We start from the raw sequence: 21,963 nt of genomic DNA, 5'->3' as shown, positions 1-21,963 counted from the left end.
CCTCTCCTACGTTTGCATCATTTCCTTCGCCAGCTTCTCAAACGTCTCGATAAACTTTAGCGCTTCCTGCTCGTCAAAATGCTTCAAATAGCCCGCAAGCATCGGTTGAATCCTCTCCAGCATCGTTTCGCACATCTTTACGCCCTCATCCGTTAACGCCAGATAAATGACTCTCCGATCCTTTTCGTCAGGCAGCCGTTTAATAAGTTTTTTGTCTGTTAATCGTGTAACAATGGCGGTAATTGAGCTTTTTCCAACACAAAAAATGTCAGCCAGCTCAGAAGATGTGCTCATTTCACGCGTACACAAATACCTCAGGATCGCGAATTGGTCAACCGTTAATCCTTCCGGCATTTGCTCGCGGAACAACACATTTAATCTCCGATTGATGATAAAATTAGCCTGCTCGTAACGTTCAATAATTTGATGCAATAACACTTGATCCACACTGTTGTCCTCCCTATCATGCTGTGCTGTGCAACTCCGGTAAAATTATTCTATTATGAAACTGTTCGATAATAGAACTATATCAAATGAATTTACTCAAATCAACGCTGCAAATTTGAACGTATCGTGAACAAATTTTGGAGACCTGAAGGATGCTTAGTTGCATAACATAGATGACCGGTCCGATAACAAAAAAGAAGCTGTCTCCTGGTCAAAATGACCATAAGAGACAGCTCCTTCGTTCGTCATATCCATGGGGACAACGCTTGCTTTACGTCAAACGGACAGCTATGCCGTTGGTGTTGCCGTCGCTGCAGCGTCAGTTGTCGATTGCTCCTTTGAAGCAGCTCCGTCCGGACGTTCGCCGCGCGGCCCTTTACCGCCATGACCGCCCATGCCTCGCGCAGGCAGCTCGCCATTCACATGCTGAGTCGCATGCCGGGCTGCCTCTGCAAGCTTCGCATCGTACTGCTCCTGCGTAATCGTTCCCGCTGCTAATTGCTCGGCCAGCTTCGTTTTCCGGTCATTAACTTGCAAGTCGATAAGCGTTTGAACCGCTACGTTCTTCTCGGCCGCGATTGCTGCAAGCGTCTTACCCGCAGCCAGTTCTGCCTTCAGCTCATCCGCTGTCAAGCCCAGCGCCTCAGCAATCGCATCAAGGTTTTTGCCAAAGCCTTTGCCGCCTTCAACGCGCAGCGGCAGAACACCGTTCACATGCTGAGTCGCATGCTCGACTGCCTCTGCAAGCTTCGTATCGTACTGCTCCTGCGTGATCGTTCCGGCTGCCAGCTCCTCGGCAAGCTTCGTTTTCCGGTCGCTTACCAGCACATCAATGACCGTTTGCACGTCAACGCTTTTCCCGGCTGCAATAGCGGCAATCGTCTTGCCTGCCTCAAGCTCAGTCTTCAGCTCATCCGCAGTCAAGCCGAGAGCCGTTGCCACAGCATCGAGGTTGCCGCCAAAGCCCCTATCGCCGCCAAAACCATGCTTCCCGAAGCCAAAGCCTTTAGAATCAAGCAGCTTTTCTGCCATTGCAGCCGCATCCGGCTTTGTTAGCAGCTTACCGGTACCCGTCTGCTTGTCCGCATTTGCAGCTGCATCATCCTCCGTCGCAGCCGGAGCCGCTGCCGCTTCCAGCCACCCTACGAGCTTCTCCTTCAGCTCGGCCCGCGTTTTCCCTTGTTCGACTGCAACCTCCGCCAGCGTTGAATTTTCCAGCTTCGTCTGAAGCGCGGCTTCCTCTAATCCTAAGTACGTTAGAAGCTGTTCCTGTATTTGTTCAAAGCCGCGTCCGAATCCTCCGCGTTTACCCGCATGGCCCTTCATAGCTGTGCGGTTCCCTGCCTGGGTGCTTTGCTCCAGCTGCTTATCGCCGCTGCCAGCCGTCGCCGCATTTACATATTGGCCCACAAGCAGGCCTCCGCCTCCGAGCACCAGCGTCAGTGCGATTGCACCTGCCGTAATCGCTTTTGCTTTCATCATTGTATTTTCCACCTTTCGCATTCGATTTGTTGTTACAACACCTATCATAACCGCCGAAACTTAAGCCTCCTTTAAAGCCTGCTGAAAGTTGGCTGAATATGGATAGTCGAAATCCAGGGTTTGCGTGGCAAAAAAAATACGGCTAAACGGAAATGACTTCCGCTTAGCCGTTTAGTTATATCTTTCACCCATGCTATGCCGGTAAATCTGCGCCCAATTGCAGCTGATACATCGCATGATACTTGCCGCGATGCTCCATAAGCTCATCATGACTGCCGCGCTCCACGATGACGCCCCGGTCGAGCACCAGAATTTGATCCGCATTTCGAATCGTCGACAGACGATGCGCGATGACGAACGTCGTACGGCCTTTCTTCAGCACATCCAGCGCCTCTTGAATGATCGCCTCCGTCTCGGTATCGATGCTTGCCGTCGCCTCATCGAGAATAAGGATAGCTGGATCATAAGCCAGCGCCCTCGCGAACGAGATCAGCTGCCGTTGACCGGCTGACAGCGTGCTGCCCTTCTCAATGACCGGCGCATCGATGCCGCCCGGCAGCTGGCTGAACATGTCGTAAGCTCCCACGTCGCGGAGCGACTGCTCAATCATGTCCCGGCTAATCGCCGGATTATCCAGACTGATGTTTGATGCGATCGTTCCGGTGAACAGGAACGGATCCTGCAGCACGATACCCATATGCTGACGGAGCAGCTGCTTCGGAATATCGCGCACGTCGGTGCCATCCACTGCGATCCTGCCTTCACTCGAATCATAAAAACGGAACAGCAGATTTAGAATCGAGCTCTTCCCGGAGCCGGTGTGGCCTACCAGCGCTACCGTCTGGCCTTGACGAGCGTGGAAGGAGATATGCTTCAGCACGTACTCATCCTTTTTGTAGGCGAACGAAACATCCTCAAACTTCACATCGCCTTTGTATCGCTCCATTTTGCCGGGAACGACATCGATTCCTTCCTCATCCATCAGCTTGAATACACGCTCTGCGGATACGCGCGCCGTCTCCAAATTCGACAGCTGGTTTACGATACCGACAATCGGCGCAAACATCCGGTTCATATAATCGACAAATGCGTAAAGGACGCCGACCGACACGGCCGCACGGAGCGAATCGCCCCAGAACATCCAAATGACAATTAAAAATAAAACGTTGCGAACGACGTTAACCAGATTATGCGACGTAATCGAATTGAGGCTGAGCAGCTTATTTTGATACTTGTAATAATACTCATTCATTTCCTCGAATTCCTTTGTCGTCTCCTTCTGGCGGCGGAACGCCTGAATAATAGTCATTCCTTGAATCGACTCATTAATCATGCCATTAATTTCGCTCAGCTTCGATCGGATAATGCGGTTATAACGAGCTGCAAATCTCCGGTACACGATAATCCAGACGATCAGAATAGGCACAAGCGGCAGCGCCACAAGCGCTAATCGCGTGTCTAATAGAAACAAAGCTCCGTAAATGGCAACCATATAAATAATGCCTGTAAAAAAATTCGCCAGCACCGCCACATAAAGCTCGCGAATGGCTTCCGTATCGTTCGTCACACGCGAGACGACCTGGCCTGCCGCCAAATTATCATAATAGTTCACAGGCAGCCGCTGCGTATGCGCGAAAATATCTGTACGCAGCTTGCGCACGATCCGGTTTGCCGACGTTTGCAGCATGAGCCGCTGCCCATAAGTGAATACCGCAACCAGCAGCAGAAATCCAAAATACATAACCGCCAGCCTCAGCAACGATGGAAACTCCGGCTTATAGAAGGAATAAAGCTCTTGCGACGTAAGCCTCTTTACCGGGTACGAGACGCTCTCTCTCTTATCCAAGCTCGTAACGGTGAGGGTATTTCCTTCGATCGCGCGCCTGCCTTCTTCGAATTTAAGCGCGTCCTCCAGCCAATAAAATTGGCGTCCAACCTGCAGCACACGCACCTCTTTGCCCTTCTGCTCCGAAGCGTCAGCGGCGAAATGATCCTCGCGCTTATACCATTTATCTTTATAGAGAACCGCAAAGTCTTGCTCCGCTTCGACCTCATGCCACTTTTTCTCGATGCCGAGAATGTTCTGGTCGATCATCCGTTTCGCTATAAACGGTCCTGCAAGCTCCGCGCATACGGCAAGCACGAGCAGAAGCAGCGCAAGCAGGATCGGTTTTTTATAAAGCATGGCGTATTGAAACAATCGTTTTCCTGTGTTGCCCACTGTCCTTCATGCCTCCCATTTATTACGATTCAATAATAGCCTCCAGCTGCTGGCGGTCATACTGCTCGCGATACCAGCCGCCGCTTTCCAGCAATTGCTCATGCGTGCCTTCCTGCACGATTCGTCCTTCGTCCAGGACAAGAATCCAGTCGGCATGCTGCACCGCCGATAAGCGATGCGTCGTAATGAGCGTTGTTTTGCCCGCTCTTTCCGTACGGATGCCTTCAATGATTTCAGCCTCCGTCTTTCCGTCGACTGCCGACAAAGCATCGTCCATCAGCAATATTTCCGGGTCGGCGATGAGCGCGCGCGCAATGCTGACACGCTGCTTCTGACCCCCGGACAACGCAACGCCCCTCTCGCCAACCATTGTCTCCAGCCCATCCGGCAGAAACTTAATATCCTTGGCGAACGAAGCGCGCGAAAGCGCCCGCTGCAAATCCTCGTCCGTGCCTTCTTTCAGGCCGAAGAAAATATTTTCGCGTATCGATTTCGAAAAAAGAAAAGGCTGCTGCGGCACATAGCCGATCCATCCGAGCAAATCATCGATTTTCAAGCTGCTTAGCGGTGTACCAGATATGCTGATTGCGCCCCGGCCAAGCGGGTACTCCCGCAGCAGCTGCTTCAGGAGCGTCGTCTTCCCGCTGCCGGTTCTCCCTACGATACCGAGCGTTTGTCCTTGGCGCAGCGTAAAGGATACGTCCCGAAGGTTATCGACCGCAGAAGAAGGATAACGGAACGTAACATCCCGGAATTGCAGCGATGAAGGCTCCTCGACCTGTTCCGGCGCACTCGCATCTTCAACGTCCGGTTTGTAGCCGAGCGTCTCATTGACGCGGTCCAGCGAAGCATTGCCGCGCTGCATAATGTTAATGAGCTCGCCGATCGCGAACATCGGCCAAATCAGCATCCCGAGGAATACGTTGAAGGATACCAATTCGCCCAGCGTGATTTCGTTATGGAACACTAAGTAGCCGCCGTAGCAAAGGCCGATCAAATAGCTCGTTCCAACGAGAATTTTCATGGTAGGCTCGAACAATGCGTCGATGCGCGCTACGGCGATATTTTTGTTTAGGACATCGCTTGTCATCGCGCTAAAGCGCGCCTCGCTTGCTTCTTCCTGCACGAAGGCCCGTATAACCCGAACGCCGGATACCGATTCCAGCACCTGATCGTTCAAATCGCCGAATGCATCCTGCGCATCCATGAACCGCTCGTGAATTTTTTTGCCATAATGCTTCATCGCCAGCGCCATAAGCGGCAGCGGCAGTAACGCGGCAAGCGTGAGCTTCACGCTAATGAGGCCCGCCATAACGATCAGTATCGTAATCATGAACAGGGTCGAGTCGATTAACGTCAATATGCCGAAGCCCGCTGTCGTCGCCACCGCTCCCAGATCATTCGTAGAGCGCGCCATAAGATCGCCCGTCCGATTGCGCTCATAGAAGGTCGGAGTCATCCTTAAAAAATGGCCCATTAACCGCGATCTAAGCAGCTTCTCCAGCACGAATGCCCCGCCAAACAGCTTATAATGCCATATGTAGGTGATGGCATAGCCGACAACCGTAAGTGCGATCCAGCTGTACAACACGCGATTAAACTCGGCCTGCCCAAGCAGATCCTGATAAATGCCGTCAATCGTATAGCCAATAAGCCATGGCGGAATAACATCAATAAAGCCCGTTAAAATAAGGAGTGAAACGGCGACGGTATAACGCTTCCAATTCATTTTGAAAAACCAGTCTAATTTTTTGAGTACACTAAACATGCTTCTCTACCACACCTTCCGTTTACCATCCAAGCATCGCTGATCTTCATTTATTCCCGAAACAAACGTAAACGACTGTCGCCGCACGATGACGGCAATAGCCCGTTTCACGTTGAAATATAGGTATTTTATACATTATACAAATCCAATAAACACCTATATTTACAAAAAAAGAAGCATGTCGCCGTAACGACACGCTTCCTTCTCCCCGCTTAACGCGACTTAAAAAAACAGCCGAGTCTTGCAGGACACAGAAAAAGGCGCATGGTTACGGTTACGTAACCATGCGCCTCTGATGACGGGAATACCCTTAATCAAAGAGAAACGACGCGCGGATGGATTACGTTATTCATGATCAAACGATCGTTCATTGCTGCAGTTAAATGAAAATGAATGTGATTGTTCATGGAACGCAATCCTCCTCTCGTGAAAATATATTAGTCACTTTACCATTCGTTGAAAATACTGTCAATACCCGAAAGCGCATTCTTTTTCGCAGCCGCCGACAGCCCCCCTCTGCCTTCAATTGTTTAGCCCCACTGCCCTGTATCACTCCTTCGTCACAAATCGTTGCGGATTACTGTGATTATAATCACACAGCCGGGCACTCAACAAAGTCTATACTGTGCTTATCGAAACGGACTAAACAACCTAATAAACATCGGAGGGATTAACTATGTTAAGCGCGCAATCGATCCAAATCATTAAGTCAACGGTTCCCGTATTAGAGGTGCACGGCGTGACGATTACGAAGCGCTTCTACCAGCTGCTGTTCACTAATCATCCTGAGCTCCTGAACATATTCAATCAGGCTAATCAGAAGCAAGGCAGACAACAAGCCGCGCTGGCCAACGCCGTCTATGCAGCAGCGCTGCATATCGAGAACCTCGCGGCCATCATCCCGGTCGTGAAACAAATTGGGCATAAGCACCGCAGTCTCGGCGTGAAGCCGGAGCATTATCCGGTTGTCGGCAAATACCTGCTGATGGCGATCAAGGATGTGCTGGGAGAAGCGGCTACGGATGACATTTTAAATGCGTGGGCTGAGGCCTACGGTATGATCGCGGATGCTTTTATCAGCATTGAGGCCGAAATGTATGAGGAGACGCATTCGCAGGCTGGCGGATGGGAGGGCTTTCGCCCGTTTAGAGTGCAGCGGAAGGAGAAGGAGAGCGATGTGATCGCTTCTTTTTACCTGGTTCCGGAGGATGGCGGAGCAATCGCAAGCTTTGAGCCCGGTCAATACCTAAGCGTCAAAATCGACAAGGAAGGCGCAGAGTACACGCAAATCCGCCAGTACAGCTTATCCGACGCTCCCGGAAAGCCCTATTACCGCATCACGGTAAAACGCGAGGATGCCGATCAGGACCGTTCCGCAGGCAACGTGTCCACCTATTTGCACCAGCATATGGAGGAAGGCTCCACCCTGTGGCTATCGGCTCCTGCGGGTGATTTCATCCTGAATACCGCGGATGAGCGTCCTGTCGTGCTGATTAGCGGAGGAGTAGGCTTGACGCCAATGCTCAGCATGGTGAATACGCTCACCGGCAAATATCCGGAGCGCCCGGTTACCTTCATCCATGCCGCTCAAAACGGAGATGTTCACGCCATGAGGCAGCATATGAACGCACTTGCGGGCAAGCATCCGCAGCTTTCTGTCTACTACTGCTACGAGAAGCCGACGGAAAGAGACCGGGAGCTGCAGCTTTTCCATAAGGAAGGCTATGTCGATCTGCCTTGGCTGCAATCTGTGATCAAGAATGCGGACGCCCACTTTTATTTCTGCGGCCCGACGCCATTTATGGCAGAGATCAATCGTTCGCTTAAGCAATGGGGCGTTCCGGATGCGGATATCCATTTCGAATTTTTTGGTCCTGCAGCCAGCCTGGAGCCTGCCGCAGTAAGCTAGTCACCAGGTATCTGTTTTTCCTTCGGCTGTGCGCGCAGCAGCCGATTGACCGTTTCGCGGCGAAGGCCGATGAGCTGTCCGATTTCATCCTGTGTCAGCACATCGGTTATCGCAGCAGGACCAATATAAGCCGCAAACCATTGCTGCAGCTTGCTCAGCTTATCGGCAGGCGTGACTTGCGTTAATTGGTCGATTCGCTGCTGCATCATACGCAGCTTGCTCTGAAGGAGCAGAGCAACTTCGCGGCTTTTCTCCGAATTGTGCTTAAGCTCCTCGTACCATTGCTGCGGCGATACCTGATCGACCTCACAGGTAACGAGCGCTACCGCCGTGCCATGATACGGCATTGGGCTGATCAGCGAATGATGCGGAATCATTTCGTCTGGAACGATAATATTGACCAGGAATGGATTGCCATCCTCATGAGTGCGAACGATCTTCAGCAAGCCGCTCCTTAAGTGAAAGAGCGAGCCGCTTTCCCCTTGATGAAACAACGTTTGCCCTTTATGAAGCAGCATGATACCCCCCCTTTCTATTAGCTCAACCGGTTTACCGTCAGAGCTTTTATTATTTTCGAGCAGCAAGTGAATCTGTGTCCTGTTTAAAAATGACATATAAAGGTGATTGACGGTACGAGAAAAAGAAGCGTAAAATATTACATGCTACGTAACGTTATCCGTTGCATCCGACTATGAAAGAAGGCGAGCCCGCAGCATGCGTATCCGAACTTATGCAATCTGCTTATATATCATCCTGATCTACTGGATTTCCTTACATATCCCGCATATGCATTCCTTGTTTTTCCCTACCCTGGGCGCTTTCAGCCTGCTCTTCATCTCGCGTCCGTTCGATAATACGGAGGTTGGCAAAATCGCCTTCGGCGCCGTACTAGCCTCATTTATCGGGTCTTTCTTCGTTTATTGGAATGCTGGCGTACTGTCGCTGCTTTTAACGCTAGTGATTGTCATAGCTTTAATCAATAAGTTCAAATGGAACGCTCCGCCGATATTGGCCGTATCGCTTATTCCCTTTTTTACGCAGCCGCCGCTTTTATGGGTCATTCCGTTATCCGTTTGCGGATCGCTGCTCGGCCTGCTGCTTACTTTATCCGCTGCCGCTTACTTCGAGAAGAGAGTCGGCACACTGCCGTTGTTTCTAAAAAGAACAGCCAAAGCGGAATCCGATTCCGCGATGTAATTATCCCCGCCACTCCTCCGGCAGCAGCCGCTGGTAATGGCCTTGTAAATACCGGTCGTCTATGAGCACAAGCGTCCCGCGATCGGTTTCCGAGCGGATTAACCGTCCTCCCGCCTGCAGCACCTTGTTCATGCCCGGGAAGACGTAAGCATAATCATAGCCGCTCTTCCCCTGCCCGTTAAAATAATCCTTCAGCATATTCCGCTCCACGCCGAGCTGCGGCAATCCAACGCCCACAACGATTACGCCGATTAACCGGTCTCCCGCCAGATCGACGCCCTCCGAGAACACGCCGCCCATCACCGCAAAGCCAAGCAAGGACTTCCCGCTTCCACCCTGAAACGTCTCCAAGAAACGGTCCCGCTCCTCCTCCGACATATCGGGTCTTTGCAGCAGCACCTCTGCATCAGAGGCAGTGCCGGCGGGAACCGACCATTCCTTAAGCTCCATATACGTCTCATAAACCGCATTCATATAGGCGTAGGACGGAAAGAAGGCGAAGTAATTGCCCGGCCGCTTGTCCATCAGCTCTATAATCAGCTTCGCAATCGGCAGCTTAGACTCATCGCGGTCATGATATCTGGTCGAAAGCGATTTTATAACGACATCCAGCTGCTCCTTCGAAAAAGGCGACGGCACCGCGAGCGTATAATCATCTTCTCCCGCTCCCAGCATGTCCATATAATACGACACCGGCGAGAGGGTTGCAGAAAAATAGACATGCGAGCGATAGCCCTTGCCCATCTGCCGCAGCAATAGCGACGGATCAAGACAATACAGCTTGAGCCGCACGTCGTTTTTCGAGAGCTCGATATAGACAACATAGCGATCATCGAACAGCTTAGACGTGCGGATAAAATTTTGCGCTGCAAAATACGTATCGAGCAGCAATCCGCCGCCGCTTCCGCTATTGCCGGCCGCCAGCGCTTGTTCGGCAGCCGAAGCGAATGCTTCCGCCAGCGCAACAAGCTCCTCTGGCAGCTGCCGCAGCGTCAAATGCGGCGCCCCGTCGCTCTGTTTGCGCAATGCGATAAAATAATCATTGATTGCCTTAGCCGTGCGGTAGCCCTCGCCGTGCAAGCCCTTCAGCTTACGCTGCATCGCAAGAAACGGAGCTTTCGTCAGCTCCGCCGAGAACATCTCCCGCGCCCGGTCGACGAGGTTATGCGCCTCGTCCACAAGCAGCGCCGTCCGCTTCTTCATCTCCGCATATTGACGCTTAAATGAAATACGCGGGTCAAAAATATAATTGTAATCGCACACGACTGCATCAGCCGCATAGGCCAAATCAAGCGAAAATTCGAACGGGCATACCAGATGCTTTCGCGCATACGCTTCAATGACCGGCCTGGTCATGACCGTTTCGTGCTCCAATATATCAAGCACCGCTCCATTAATCCGATCATAATAGCCGTCCGCATAGGGACAATGCTCCTTCTCGCAGCGCACTTCCTCTTGAAAGCATATCTTTTCCTTAGCCGTTATCGTAACGGCATGCAGGTTCAAACCCTTCTCGCGCATAAAAAGCAGCGCATCCTCAGCCGCCGCTCTCGTCGTCGTTCGCGCCGTCAAATAATAAAATCGCTGCAGCATGCCCGCACCCATCGCTTTGATGGCCGGAAAGGTCGTCGAAATCGTCTTCCCGATGCCGGTTGGCGCTTTCGCAAACAGGCGAACGCCTTCCTCGATCGATTTGTAGACCGCTCCTGCCAGCTTGCGCTGTCCTGCGCGGTAAGTCTCAAATGGGAATGCAAGCCCGCGAATGCTCTCGTTTCTAGCCTGCTCATGCTTGCGGCGCTGCTGCGCGTAAGGTGCATACCGCAGGGCGATCTCATGGACATATTGCTCCAGCTCCGTGAAGCTGGCCTCCCGCACAAACCGCCGCTCCTCCTCCGTCTCCGTCTGCACATAGGTTAGCTGTACACGCATCGCTGCCTGCCCATGCTCTTTAGCGTACATGTATGCATAGAACAGTGCCTGCGCCCAGTGTACGGGATAACCGTCCCCGGTTATTTGCTCCAGATCGCCACCCGTCGATTTAATCTCATCTACGGTCAACAGCGGCTCCGTTCCCAGCAGCCCGTCACAGCGTCCATCCACAGCAAACAGCAGATCATCCACCGCGATATCCGCTTTAACGTAGACCTCCTTAAGATCCTGCTCGCCGTATGTCCGCTGCACTCTCTGATGCGCCCTCGTCCCCTCGTGCATCGTGTCGATCGCATTAAGCCTTGCATCGATGCTTCCGCTAAGAAATACATATTCGACTAAATGTCTCACCGATATCGTGACCGTATCATTCATTAGCATAACGTCTGATCAACCGCTCCCATAAAGAACATTTGTTCCTCAATTGTACCATAAGCGGCGCACCAACCGTACACGGCTCCGAACTTCAGCAGCATAATGCCACTGCTGACTAATCCAGTCACAATCACGCGTCGCTATCCTGCACATTTGCAGTAACATGTTCCTTTTTAGAGCCGAACCCTACTCTATCCTGCATATTCGGCTAACAAAATAAGCGTCTATGTTGTACGGAGTACAACTTAGACGCTTATCCTCCCTAAAAACGAGCTTCTATCCTGCGACAATACAATATAGCTTTATAATTCGTTCAACTTTATATGTTGCAAAATTTAGAGCTCTTCCGTCTCTTCCTCCGGATGATTGCCGACGCCATTCAGTAAGTCAGTACCGTGGAACTCCTCGCCCGGGGATGCAGGATCAATAGGGCTGTCCTTTGCAAGGATATCCGCATCGGGAACGGCAGCCAGCTCCTCCGATATTTCCTCTGCGGTATCTATCTCCTGGTCCAGCTCATCACCAGCCTCCAGAGCAGCTGGAATATGAGACTCATGCACATGCGCATTCTCATCCGGATGCTGTTTTTGCAGCAGCGCAGCTGCATCATACACCGCGCCGTCTCGCGCCTCCTCCGTAAATAAACCGAATTCAGGGTCTATATCTTTCTCCGTCACTAAGCTGTTAGACTGGTGTCTATCGCGATCGCTCTCATCTTCCATTTCATTACCTCCTCAATCGTTTCTTCCCTATAATACCCAAGAACTGGGCTGTTCTAACCAAAACAATATTTGTCGAAATAAACCGCCGTAACCGCACATCCAGCGTTCATCTTTCATTTCCGTACTAGTCCAACTGAATGCCTCCGGACGTGACCCAGCTGAGAAACTTTGTAAGACCCAGCGCAGCGTCTTCAATTGGAAAATATTCCAGTCCTACATATCCTCTAAACCCGGTTGCCTCAATCGCTTTAAAGATGTTCAAATAATAAAGCTCACCTGTATACGGCTCGTGTCTTCCTGGAGCCCCCGCTACGTGGAAATACCCGATTTTATCGATATTTCGAGTAATGGCGGATATAATATTCCCTTCCATAACCTGCATATGATAAATGTCGTACAGCACTTTGACATAAGGACTGCCGACTTCGTCGACAATCTGAAACGCCTCATCGGAGTGGTATAAATAATAGCCCGGATGGTCGACCTGTGTATTAAGCGGTTCAATTACCAGCATCATTCCCGCCTGCCTCAGCAGGGGCACGCATACTCTCAGCCCTTCTACAATACTGCGGTGCTGTTCCTCCCGGGGGACGCCCGGTATTTCTTGACCGACCTGCGAAATAATGTGGCTGCATCCCAGCATCTGAGCAACGGCAATCGTTTGCTTGAGGCCTTCCACATATTCCTGCCTTTTAGAAGGGTCGGTCAAGCTGATAAATTTTGTAACAATACTTGCAAGCGTAAGCTGCAGCGCCTCCTTCGCAGCTTTAATCGCATACAAATCTTTTTCCCACCAGATCCAAAACTCAAATGCGTTAAAGCCTGCCCGTTTAACCTCCACCATGCTTTGGACAAAATCTTTGCCTGCATACACTGCTTCAATGGAAACGGAAAATTTCAGCGTCATCACCTCCATTATCTTATAAAAGACATGCCGATCCGCTTCTAGCGAAGCTGTTTCATCAAATAGTCCGCTGTGCGGATGGCAAGTGCGACGGTGGTGAGCGTAGGATTCGCCGCACCGCTCGTCGGGATGACGCTGTTATCCGCTACGTAAAGGCCCTGCACGCCGTGAATCTGGCCGTATGGATCGGTTGCGGAGGTTGCTGGGAAATAGCCCATCCTGCAAGTTCCCATATCATGGTACACCAGTCCGGCAGTAAGCGAACTAAGCGATGTTTGCGTTACTTGCGAAGCCTCAAGCGCCCGCTTAACGCCTTCGCCCATCCGCCGAAATACCTCCTTGTCTTTGGCGCTGTACGAGAACTCAACCTCCAATTCGGGAACGCCGTAATCGTCCACTCTGCGCGGGTTCAGCGCGACGTAATTCTCATACCGGGATTCAACTGCTCAGGAAGCGCCGTATCCGACGTTCACTTGCTCAAGCATCGGCTTTAATTCGCGGGCTTTCACCGCCATGACCTGCTCGGCTATCGTGTAATAACTGTCAATTTCCGCCGGAGAAACGGGCCATTGCGCGATATCCACCTGATGCATCCGCGGAGTGACCCCGTTCCAAATCATGCTTCTTCCGCCTAATGCAATAAATGATTCAAAATAATGCGGCGCCGGCGTCGGCGGCAAAAGATCGCCCATGCCGCCCGGCTTCGCCTTCACCTGTCCTTCCTACTTACCGCTGTGAGCAGGCTAATATCGCAATGGTCGCATTGTCCTGATACGGATTCTCCAGCGCAAGGACATGCTGCAAAATAAACTCGGCGGCTTGCTGCGGCGGCATGCGAACCGCAACCTCCAGCAATGGCTCCGACAATTCGTCATATACCCCGTCGCTACACAATAAAATCCAATCGCCCTCAGCTACACGAAACGGCTTTCGGCTGGCATCGATCTCATCCAGCTTAGGAATACCCAAATAGCTGGTTAATAAATGGCGTTCCGGATGCGACTCCGCTTCCCCTCTCGTCAACTTGCCTTCCTTAACCCGCATATCCAAAACATTCGCGTAAACATGATCCCGCGTCAAAGGAACAAGTACGCCCCCCCGGTACAAATAGATACGGCTGTCCCCTACCGAGATCCAATGCAGCATCCCTTCCTTAATAACGGCAGCAACGAGCGTCGTTCCTACGTTCCATTCCAGCTCATGCTGCAGCGCCAGCTCATACACCGCTTTATTCGCCTTATGCAGCGCCTTCTTCAGCGCCTCGGGAACGGATTCCCCGGCCGTTTTTTTCAAATATTCATTCAACAAGGTTTGCACGGCAAGCTGGCTTGCCTCCTTGCCCATAGCGAGTCCGCCCATTCCATCGGCAAGCACGGCCAGCATACCATAGCGCTTAACGGCCTCCGGATCGTGCAAAGCCGGGAAACCAAAGGCGTCCTGCTGCTCCTCGCGCGCTCCGATATGCTGAGCACTACCTGGTATGACCTCGGTTAAAAAATAGATCGTGCGTTTTTGAGTAACGAAATGTCTGATTTCAAAATATACCGTAAGCAATATGCCGAGACTGATCGTGCACCACATGAGCACCGTTTCGATAAAATCAACTTGCTGCTTCGACCATACCTTCTCAAGCTGCTCGGCCGGAATAACGACTAATCCGATATAGGCGATAACGAGCAGCAAAAAAACAATCGACAAGCCATCGATCATCCCTTTTTTGACCATACGATCCCCTGCCTCGTCTGAGCTTATAGCTGCCAAAGAAAAAAACACAGCATCTGCAATATAATCATTTTTATTTGCGAAGCCTTCGATTTATGCCACTATACTCGCATTGCGTTATCGGGTTGGTATTAACGCAAAAAATCCTCCCGCCATTCACAATAACTTGTGTGGCAGGAGGATTTTCTTATTCGTGAATAACGCGAAGCGGTATTGAATTACTTGCTCATAATATCTTTCACGGTTGTATCAAGTTTATCCAGCAATTGATCTCTGTTGATTTGAGCGCCTAAATATTCCTGCATAGCTGCTCCAAACCCTTGAATCGTTCCATCCGGGAAACGGTCCCATTGCCAGCCAAGCGCGGTGGAAGCTTGCTCTTGAAGGGAAACCGCAATGGGTCCGATTTCATCCGCTGTAGCCGTAATGTTAGTCAGAGCCGGCATAAATTTGAATTCCTTAGTCAGAAACGTTTTCCCGCTTTCAGATGAAACGAGCCAGTTCAAGAATGCTTTCGCTTCTTCCGGATGCTCGGACTTGCTGTTGACGATCCAGTTGCTCGGAACGCCTACAAATACATGACTTTCGGAATCATTAATCGGAAGAGGCAGAACGCCCAGGTTCAATTCCGGATTCACTTTGTCGATGTCAGGCTGCGTCCAGTTGCCTTGCTGCATCATAGCCGCTTTTCCTGCCGCAAATTCCGCAACTTGTGTTGCATAGTCTGTTGTTAGCTTCTTCTTCTGCGCATTGTTGATGATCAGATCAACAAGATCCAGCCATTCCTGGAACTGCTTGTTTCCTTTAATCGTCGTCTTGCCTGCTTTCAAATCCTCGGCAAACTTTGCAGGATCCGGTTGGCTGGCAATCGCGACGTTGACCAAGTGAATACCCAAGGACCACCATTCGTTTGTCGTTTCAAAAGGAGTAATGCCTGCAGCCTGCAGTTTTTTCACCGCATCCGTTAATTGGGAAAGTGTTTTCGGAGTCTCGGTAATACCTGCTTTTGCGAACAAGTCTTTGTTGTAAATCAAACCGTACCCTTCCGTGTTCATCGGCATGCCGTAAAGCTTGCCATCCACGGTTGTAGGGACTTTGGCCATCTCCAACACGTCTTTTGCCCACGGTTCGTTGCTCAGGTCGGTTGCCCGGTCCATGTAAGGAACAAGCGCCGTAAAACCGCCGTTCGTGTAAATTTCAGGTTCGGAGCCAGCCGCAAATTCCGCTTTCAGCAATGCGCCGTAATCTTCGCCGCCGCCATGCGTCTCGATATCGACATGTACGCCGGTTTCTTTCTCATATTCTTCCGCCATTCTGTTCAATGCATCGGCAATTTCCACCTTGAATTGGAAAACCTTAATCGAAACTTTTTCAGTTTTCGTGTTGTCTGCTGCAGGCATGTTGCTATTATCCGCTTTACCGCATCCTGCCAATATCGAAGTCATCAAAACAACAGCCAGAGCAATCGATGTAAACCTTTTCATTTAAAGACCTCCCATTTCTTGTCTTTTTGTATTTACAAGGCCCATTATATTACGAAGCCAGGACCTTAAACACAGACGATGTTGAACAAAAAAGTGGAACATGTTGTTTAGCCTTTGACGGAGCCTGCTGTAATTCCCTCTACAATATATTTTTGCAAAGCTAGGAAAAACACGATGATCGGAGCAATCCCGATCGTAAGTCCGGCCAAAGCCATATCCCATTGCTTCGTGTACTGCCCGAAAAATCTGGTGATCGCTAGCGGAATCGTCAACAATTCTTTATTGCCGCCTATAACCAATACCGGCAGCAAATAATCGTTCCAAATCCACAAGCTGTTGAGGATGATAATGGTCGCCATAATGGGACGAAGCAGCGGAAATACGATTTTAAAAAATACGCCGTACGGCGTGCAGCCGTCCACCACCGCAGCTTCTTCAATTTCCAGCGGCACCGTTTTAATAAATCCATGGAATAAAAATACGGATAATGCCAAACCGAAGCCGAGGTAACAAACGACGATCCCGAGCAAATTGCCCCGTAATTCCAGCAAGCTGGTGATGCGCACCAATTGAAGCATGACCGATTGAAACGGAATAATCATGGAGGCCACGAACACGTTGAACAAAATTTTATTAAATAACGTAGGCCTGCGCACTAAGCGGTAAGCGGTCATGGAGCTGATCAAAACAATGCCAGCCACGCTGATGACGGTAATTTGAAACGAGTTAAACATGACTTTCGGAAATTCGATAATATCCCACACTTTAACGTAGTTATTCCAGTGGTACGTTAGCGGCATTGAAGCTGCATCAACCAAAATTTCGCCCAGCGTTTTTACCGAATTGACCAAGACGAAATAAAACGGGGACAAAAACAGCAGTCCGATGATAACGATAATAATTTCCAGAACCAATAATCCGACATTATACTTTTCGGCCCGTTCCATTACGCTTCAACCTCCTTACGCTTAGTTACCCATACTTGCACAATGGTAATGATGGATACGCCTATGAAAAACAGCATCGCTTTGGCGGTACCTAGTCCATAGCGGTTGTTATTCAACGCTTCCGCATATATGTTGTAGGCAAGCGATTGAGTGGATGTACCCGGTCCGCCCTTTGTTAACGAGAGATTCAAATCAAAGGTTTTGAAAGCATTGGATATCGTCAAGAACAAGCAGATGGTAACCGCCGGCATAATTAACGGAACTAACACGCTTTTAAGCATTTGCCAGTAATTTGCACCGTCGATATGAGCCGCTTCAATTAAATCTTTCGGCACCCCCGCTAATGCCGCGATATAAATGACCATCATGTATCCGACTGTCTGCCAGATGAAGACGATGACAATCCCCCAAAATGCGGTATTCGGCGTCCCTAACCAAGGCAGCTCAAAAAACGGAATGTGGGTTATATCTCCGACTGTGCTGAACCCTTTTGTAAATATAAACTGCCATATAAAGCCTAATAATATGCCCCCGATAACGTTCGGCATAAAGAAAATGGTGCGCAGCGCATTTTTTGTTTTGAGCGGCTTTACTAATATAACAGCAAGCACAAACGCCAAACCATTGATAGCAACTACCGTAATAAGCGTAAATTTGATCGTAAACCAGAAGGACTCCCAAAACTTATCGTCCGACATGATTCTCTCCAAGTTTGCCATGCCTGTCCAGGTCGCTTTATCCATGTCCAGACCGTTCCAATCGGTAAACGAATAGTAAAACCCGAGTAAAAATGGGATTAATACAATAACAGTGAAAAATAATAGTCCTGGTCCGACAAATACCGTTTGCTGAAACCATTGACTGAGTCTGTTGCTCTTGTACATATTGACTCCCCTTTCAAAATGAACTATGTTTTCTTTGATCGCTCTATGGTTTAAGTATAGGTTGTATGATTGTGCAAAAACACCGATAATGATGTCGAACAAGGTGGAATATATTGATCTTTGTTGCAACCATGTGATTTGAATCATTCCGAAAATAAGGGGATTGCCATGTTTAAAATGAGTATCCGCAACAAATTAATGGTGCTGCTGCTTACGGTTACCATCATCCCGATTACAACATCCATTATTATTACTAACATCTACATTAAAAATTCAGTAACGGATGAGTCCATACGGGAAAATATGAACCTTCTCTCCTTGGGAAAAAGCAATATTATGAACTACATGGACATTATTAATCAAACCTCGCTTGGGGTTTATAACGCATTAAATACACCGGGCTCCTTGTTTCGTATTATCGAGCGTAAGAGAAACACGCCAGCAGGAGAAGTTGATTTTGCGGACCGCACGATCATCAATTCCCACCTTTTAAATATGTATCAATCGTTTAAAGATATTCATCAAATCCATCTGCAGCTTTCAAACCGGGACCAATCCTATTTATTGACCCGCAGGTTTTTCCGCGGTCCGGAACGGGCGGCATACACGATTCCTCAGAGTGCCCCTGCCGGAAATGCCCAACCGTTTTTGGAAGCAACACACCAAAGCCATAGCTACAAGATGCAAAGGAATAATTCCGATCCCAAAGAGATGGTGTTTACCTTTCATCGCCCCGTTATTAATACGCCAAGCGATAAGGTTATCGGGTATTTGTCTATCGATGTGTCCACTAAAGCGCTGTTTGATATTAGCAAGCAGCTTTATGTCGAAAGCGAGGAAAACTTGTACATTTTCGATGCACACGGAAATATGGTTTATCCCGCGCAGCCGGATTTATCGGGAAAGAAGCTTAGCGAGGAATGGCTCAATACGATCTTCCAAAAGCACGAAGAAGCAGGGCATTTTGAATGGAAAGACGACAGCTTTGCCGGCATTATCATGTACGATAAAATGAAAACCAATTATTTGGACTGGACGATCGTCAAGCTGCAGCCGTATTCTCATCTGTATAAAAGCTCCAGTCAAATTACCCGCCTCAACAGCATGATCGTAGCCGTATTTCTAGTCATTGTTGTGATCGCAACCTTGTTTATATCCGTGCATTTTACAGAACCGATTAAAAAACTGATAAGCTATATGAACAAAGTGCAATCCGGCAATTTGAACATGGATATTGAAGTTAAAGGAAATGATGAAATCGGCATCCTGACCCGGCGGTTCGATGCTATGATTCATACGGTCAACGATTTAATAAACCGGGAATACCGGCTTGAAATTGCCAACAAAACGAATCAGCTGAAAGCGATGCAGGCCCAAATTAATCCGCATTTTATGAACAATACGCTGCAATCGATCGGGACGCTTGCCTTGCAGCTAAAGGCTCCAAAAATTTACTCGCTGGTGGCGTCTCTGGGACGGATTATGCGGTATAACATGAATACGAACGATACGGTCGTACCGTTATCTCTTGAAATTCAACATGTGAAAGACTATTTGGACTTGCAGCAGCAGCGCTTTGGGGATAAGCTGGAGTTTTCATTTGACATTGAAGAGTCGACAAATTCGATTGTAGTGCCTAAAATGCTGCTGCAGCCGCTCGCCGAAAATTATTTCAAACACAGCTATGAGAAACGAAGCAGCCATGGACAAATCCGGATTCTGTCTTCCATCTATAACAGCGGATTTTTAGTCATTTCCGTAGAGGATAACGGCAGCGGGATGCCGGTTGATCAGCTCGAGCAGCTGCGTCATCAATTAAACAAGCCGTTGAATATGCTGCTGCAGGGGCAAAAAAGCATTGGACTCAGCAACGTTCTCATGAGACTGCGCCTGTATTTCAACGAATCGGCAAAAATGGAAGTCGATAATCTGCAGCCGGCCGGCTTCAAAGTAACCTTATGGATACCGAATGATACCAATGACAAAGGAGAGACAACCTCATGAACGTATTGATTGTGGATGATGAGCAGCATGTGCGTGATGCAATCAAGCTGCTTGTTGATTGGGACTCCCTCGGCATAAATACGGTCTTGGAAGCGGAAAACGGCCAAGCCGCGATCGCCATAGTCGAGCAATACAAGCCGGAAATTATAATGACGGATATGATGATGCCGATCAAAAACGGGGTTGATTTGCTCGAGTGGCTGCAAAACTATTCGCCATGCAGCAAAAAAATCGTGATCAGCGGCCACGACGATTTCGAGCTTGTACGGAATACGATTAAATTCGGCGGCATGGATTATTTGTTAAAACCGATTGATCCGGACCAACTAAACGAAGCATTGGCCAACGCAAAGGACTGCTGGGAGAAAGAGGAACTTTCCAGGCATGAACGATGCAAACAAAATATTCAAATCAATCAATCTAAGCCGGTTTATTGGGATAAAGTATTATCCAATATGGTGTCGGAACCGAACTACTACAGCTCCATCCAAGACGATTTGCGCAGCGAATTCGGGATCACCGAAGAAATGAAGCAGTGTCAAATCGTCATATTAAGCATCGATATGATGGAACGCGTTGTCATGAACAAATTTGCTAATCACCGGGTTTTGTTATTTTTCTCGCTTACGAATATTTGCAACGAGTTTTTGCGTAAAAAAAATATCGGTTTTGCCTTCCGGTATTGGAACAGCGATCACGAAATCATTCTCCTATGCTGGCAAGGCTTTGATAAATTGAATGCGCTGCTTACCCAAATCAACGAGGGCATTTATGCCGCGCTGCACGGACGGTTCGATTTTGGCGTCGGTACCGTGCAGCTTTTCCCAAAAGGGATTCAGCAGTCGTACCGGGAAGCCCAAACCGCTTTAAAGCAGCGTAATATGCTGAAGAAAACGACATGGCTGCATGGGTATGAAGCTAAAGATTCACCCTTGCCAATCAACCTGCATTTGACCGACTACAGCGAAAAATTCCGGCTTGCCGTATGGAGCAGCAACGCAGATGAGATACATGCAGCCGTCGAAGAATGGATCCGTGCCGTCAAGCAAATTCCGGTCATTAATATTGAGCAATTGGATTTGTGGTGGCATGAATATACGGTGCTCCGTTCCAAATGGTTGCGGTCGCTCTCCTCGGACAATTCTGAACTGGAGCTGACAAGCGAGAAAGACCGTTTTTTTACCGTTCTTATGGATGACCAAGGGCGGTTCTCCATCGAGCTTTGGCAGAAGGAGCTGGAGGAAAGCCTGCTTGCACTCTCCAATTTGATTACCAAACAACAGCACCGCGAGAAAAATGTCATCTACGATGTTATCCAATATATTGAAAACCGCTATCAGCAGGAAATTACGCTGCAGGATATCGCCAATCAGTTTTTTTTAAGCAGGGAATATATTTCACGCAAATTCAAACAGGTTACCGGCGAGAACCTGTCCGATTATCTTGTACGAATCCGTATTGAAAAAGCGAAGCTGCTGCTGCTAAACCCGAATTTAAAGATCTCTCAAATTGCCCAAATGGTCGGTTACGCCGACGAGAAATATTTCAGCAAGGTGTTTAAGAAAATGGTGGAGCAATCACCTAATCAGTACCGCAAACAGAATTAGTGACATGCGGCGAGCGAACCGCCTGGCCGCACAGAAACAGAAAAAAAGCCAAGCTCTGTACGGAAGGCATTAGCCTTTCGTACGAAGCCCGGCTTCTTTCTGCAATGAAGACCACCTACCCAATCGGTGTGCCCTTCTTGATCGCCTTCATGTCGTTATTGGAGTTATTGAGCGCTGGCAGCATCTTCAAGCCGCTGACCATTGGTTGATGGCATATCAAACAAGTAGGCACGTGATCAAACGCAAAGTTATCGCGCATCCAACTGTTGCACCCTTCCGACTCGCATGTCCATACTTTCGTGTTTTCTTCCGGAATTTCTTCAAGCGGTTTTTTACGATTGTACATGGTCAGCCCCCTTCG

At 49.3% G+C, this 21,963-nt stretch carries 19 protein-coding genes and 1 pseudogene; 4 read left to right on the top strand and 16 right to left on the bottom strand.

The window, feature by feature from the left end; genetic code table 11:
* Positions 1-6: 6 nt before the first annotated feature.
* The 4 genes from ASG81_RS02700 to ASG81_RS02685 all read right to left on the bottom strand — a co-directional run bounded on the left by ASG81_RS02700 (position 7) and on the right by ASG81_RS02685 (position 5,918).
* Positions 7-447, bottom strand: a complete 441-nt coding sequence (locus ASG81_RS02700) for a MarR family winged helix-turn-helix transcriptional regulator (protein WP_056628813.1) — start codon at positions 445-447, stop codon at positions 7-9.
* Between the two features lie 288 nt (positions 448-735).
* Positions 736-1,929: an SHOCT domain-containing protein gene (locus ASG81_RS02695; protein ID WP_056628808.1), complete on the bottom strand. Its 1,194-nt coding sequence runs from the start codon at positions 1,927-1,929 to the stop codon at positions 736-738.
* Positions 1,930-2,122: 193 nt separating this feature from the next.
* A complete protein-coding gene (locus ASG81_RS02690) occupies positions 2,123-4,150 on the bottom strand; it encodes an ABC transporter ATP-binding protein (protein ID WP_056628805.1) in 2,028 nt (675 codons plus the stop codon).
* 22 nt (positions 4,151-4,172) lie between these two features.
* Complete coding sequence (locus ASG81_RS02685) at positions 4,173-5,918, bottom strand: ABC transporter ATP-binding protein (RefSeq protein WP_056628802.1); 1,746 nt, start codon at positions 5,916-5,918, stop codon at positions 4,173-4,175.
* Between the two features lie 676 nt (positions 5,919-6,594).
* Between ASG81_RS02685 and hmpA the strand changes: the two genes are divergently transcribed.
* Complete coding sequence (gene hmpA, locus ASG81_RS02680) at positions 6,595-7,827, top strand: NO-inducible flavohemoprotein (RefSeq protein ID WP_056628800.1); 1,233 nt, start codon at positions 6,595-6,597, stop codon at positions 7,825-7,827.
* On the opposite strand, the gene ASG81_RS02675 is transcribed toward hmpA, so the two are convergent.
* Complete coding sequence (locus ASG81_RS02675; protein ID WP_056628798.1) at positions 7,824-8,345, bottom strand: Crp/Fnr family transcriptional regulator; 522 nt, start codon at positions 8,343-8,345, stop codon at positions 7,824-7,826. The genes hmpA and ASG81_RS02675 overlap by 4 nt on opposite strands.
* A 196-nt stretch (positions 8,346-8,541) precedes the next feature.
* Here ASG81_RS02675 and ASG81_RS02670 point away from each other — a divergent pair, with 196 nt between their 5' ends.
* On the top strand, positions 8,542-9,024 hold the full coding sequence (locus ASG81_RS02670; RefSeq protein ID WP_056628796.1) for a hypothetical protein: 483 nt from the start codon (positions 8,542-8,544) through the stop codon (positions 9,022-9,024).
* On the opposite strand, the gene ASG81_RS02665 is transcribed toward ASG81_RS02670, so the two are convergent.
* From ASG81_RS02665 to ASG81_RS02625, 10 genes and pseudogenes are all read right to left on the bottom strand, one after another.
* Entirely contained in the window at positions 9,025-11,328 is a 2,304-nt protein-coding gene (locus ASG81_RS02665; RefSeq protein WP_056628880.1) for an ATP-dependent DNA helicase, read from the bottom strand.
* Positions 11,328-11,462, bottom strand: a complete 135-nt coding sequence (locus ASG81_RS33465; protein WP_268795749.1) for a hypothetical protein — start codon at positions 11,460-11,462, stop codon at positions 11,328-11,330. The genes ASG81_RS02665 and ASG81_RS33465 overlap by 1 nt, the downstream gene beginning before the upstream one ends.
* Before the next feature lie 201 nt (positions 11,463-11,663).
* Positions 11,664-12,050: a hypothetical protein gene (locus ASG81_RS30565; protein ID WP_155971124.1), complete on the bottom strand. Its 387-nt coding sequence runs from the start codon at positions 12,048-12,050 to the stop codon at positions 11,664-11,666.
* A 124-nt stretch (positions 12,051-12,174) separates the two neighbouring features.
* Entirely contained in the window at positions 12,175-12,957 is a 783-nt protein-coding gene (locus ASG81_RS02655; RefSeq protein WP_235548704.1) for a hydroxypyruvate isomerase family protein, read from the bottom strand.
* A gap of 38 nt (positions 12,958-12,995) precedes the next feature.
* A pseudogene (locus tag ASG81_RS02650) lies at positions 12,996-13,370 on the bottom strand (GMC family oxidoreductase); the annotation flags it as partial.
* A 30-nt stretch (positions 13,371-13,400) separates the two neighbouring features.
* A complete protein-coding gene (locus ASG81_RS02645; RefSeq protein WP_056628789.1) occupies positions 13,401-13,667 on the bottom strand; it encodes a hypothetical protein in 267 nt (88 codons plus the stop codon).
* A 13-nt stretch (positions 13,668-13,680) separates the two neighbouring features.
* Positions 13,681-14,679: a PP2C family protein-serine/threonine phosphatase gene (locus ASG81_RS02640; protein WP_056628785.1), complete on the bottom strand. Its 999-nt coding sequence runs from the start codon at positions 14,677-14,679 to the stop codon at positions 13,681-13,683.
* 215 nt (positions 14,680-14,894) lie between these two features.
* The gene (locus tag ASG81_RS02635; protein WP_056628782.1) at positions 14,895-16,160 is read right to left on the bottom strand and encodes an ABC transporter substrate-binding protein; all 1,266 of its coding nucleotides are present in this window, start codon (positions 16,158-16,160) and stop codon (positions 14,895-14,897) included.
* A 107-nt stretch (positions 16,161-16,267) separates the two neighbouring features.
* Positions 16,268-17,107: a carbohydrate ABC transporter permease gene (locus tag ASG81_RS02630; protein WP_056628779.1), complete on the bottom strand. Its 840-nt coding sequence runs from the start codon at positions 17,105-17,107 to the stop codon at positions 16,268-16,270.
* Positions 17,107-17,991 carry a carbohydrate ABC transporter permease gene (locus tag ASG81_RS02625; RefSeq protein ID WP_056628776.1) on the bottom strand — a complete coding sequence of 295 codons (885 nt, stop codon included), beginning with the start codon at positions 17,989-17,991 and terminating at the stop codon, positions 17,107-17,109. Before ASG81_RS02625 ends, ASG81_RS02630 begins: the two co-directional genes overlap by 1 nt.
* A 168-nt stretch (positions 17,992-18,159) precedes the next feature.
* Here ASG81_RS02625 and ASG81_RS02620 point away from each other — a divergent pair, with 168 nt between their 5' ends.
* Entirely contained in the window at positions 18,160-19,995 is a 1,836-nt protein-coding gene (locus tag ASG81_RS02620; RefSeq protein ID WP_056628773.1) for a cache domain-containing sensor histidine kinase, read from the top strand.
* A complete protein-coding gene (locus ASG81_RS02615; protein ID WP_056628770.1) occupies positions 19,992-21,602 on the top strand; it encodes a response regulator transcription factor in 1,611 nt (536 codons plus the stop codon). Before ASG81_RS02620 ends, ASG81_RS02615 begins: the two co-directional genes overlap by 4 nt.
* Before the next feature lie 115 nt (positions 21,603-21,717).
* Here the strand turns inward: ASG81_RS02615 and ASG81_RS02610 are convergent, their stop codons facing one another.
* Positions 21,718-21,948 (bottom strand): cold-shock protein, encoded by a 231-nt coding sequence (locus ASG81_RS02610; protein WP_056628767.1) that lies wholly within the window; start codon positions 21,946-21,948, stop codon positions 21,718-21,720.
* Positions 21,949-21,963: the final 15 nt, after the last annotated feature.

It is taken from the genome of Paenibacillus sp. Soil522 (assembly GCF_001428245.1).
GTDB lineage: Bacteria > Bacillota > Bacilli > Paenibacillales > Paenibacillaceae > Pristimantibacillus.
The sequence above is the reverse complement of the archived record's forward strand: the minus strand, read 5'-3'. Positions and strand labels throughout refer to the sequence as shown.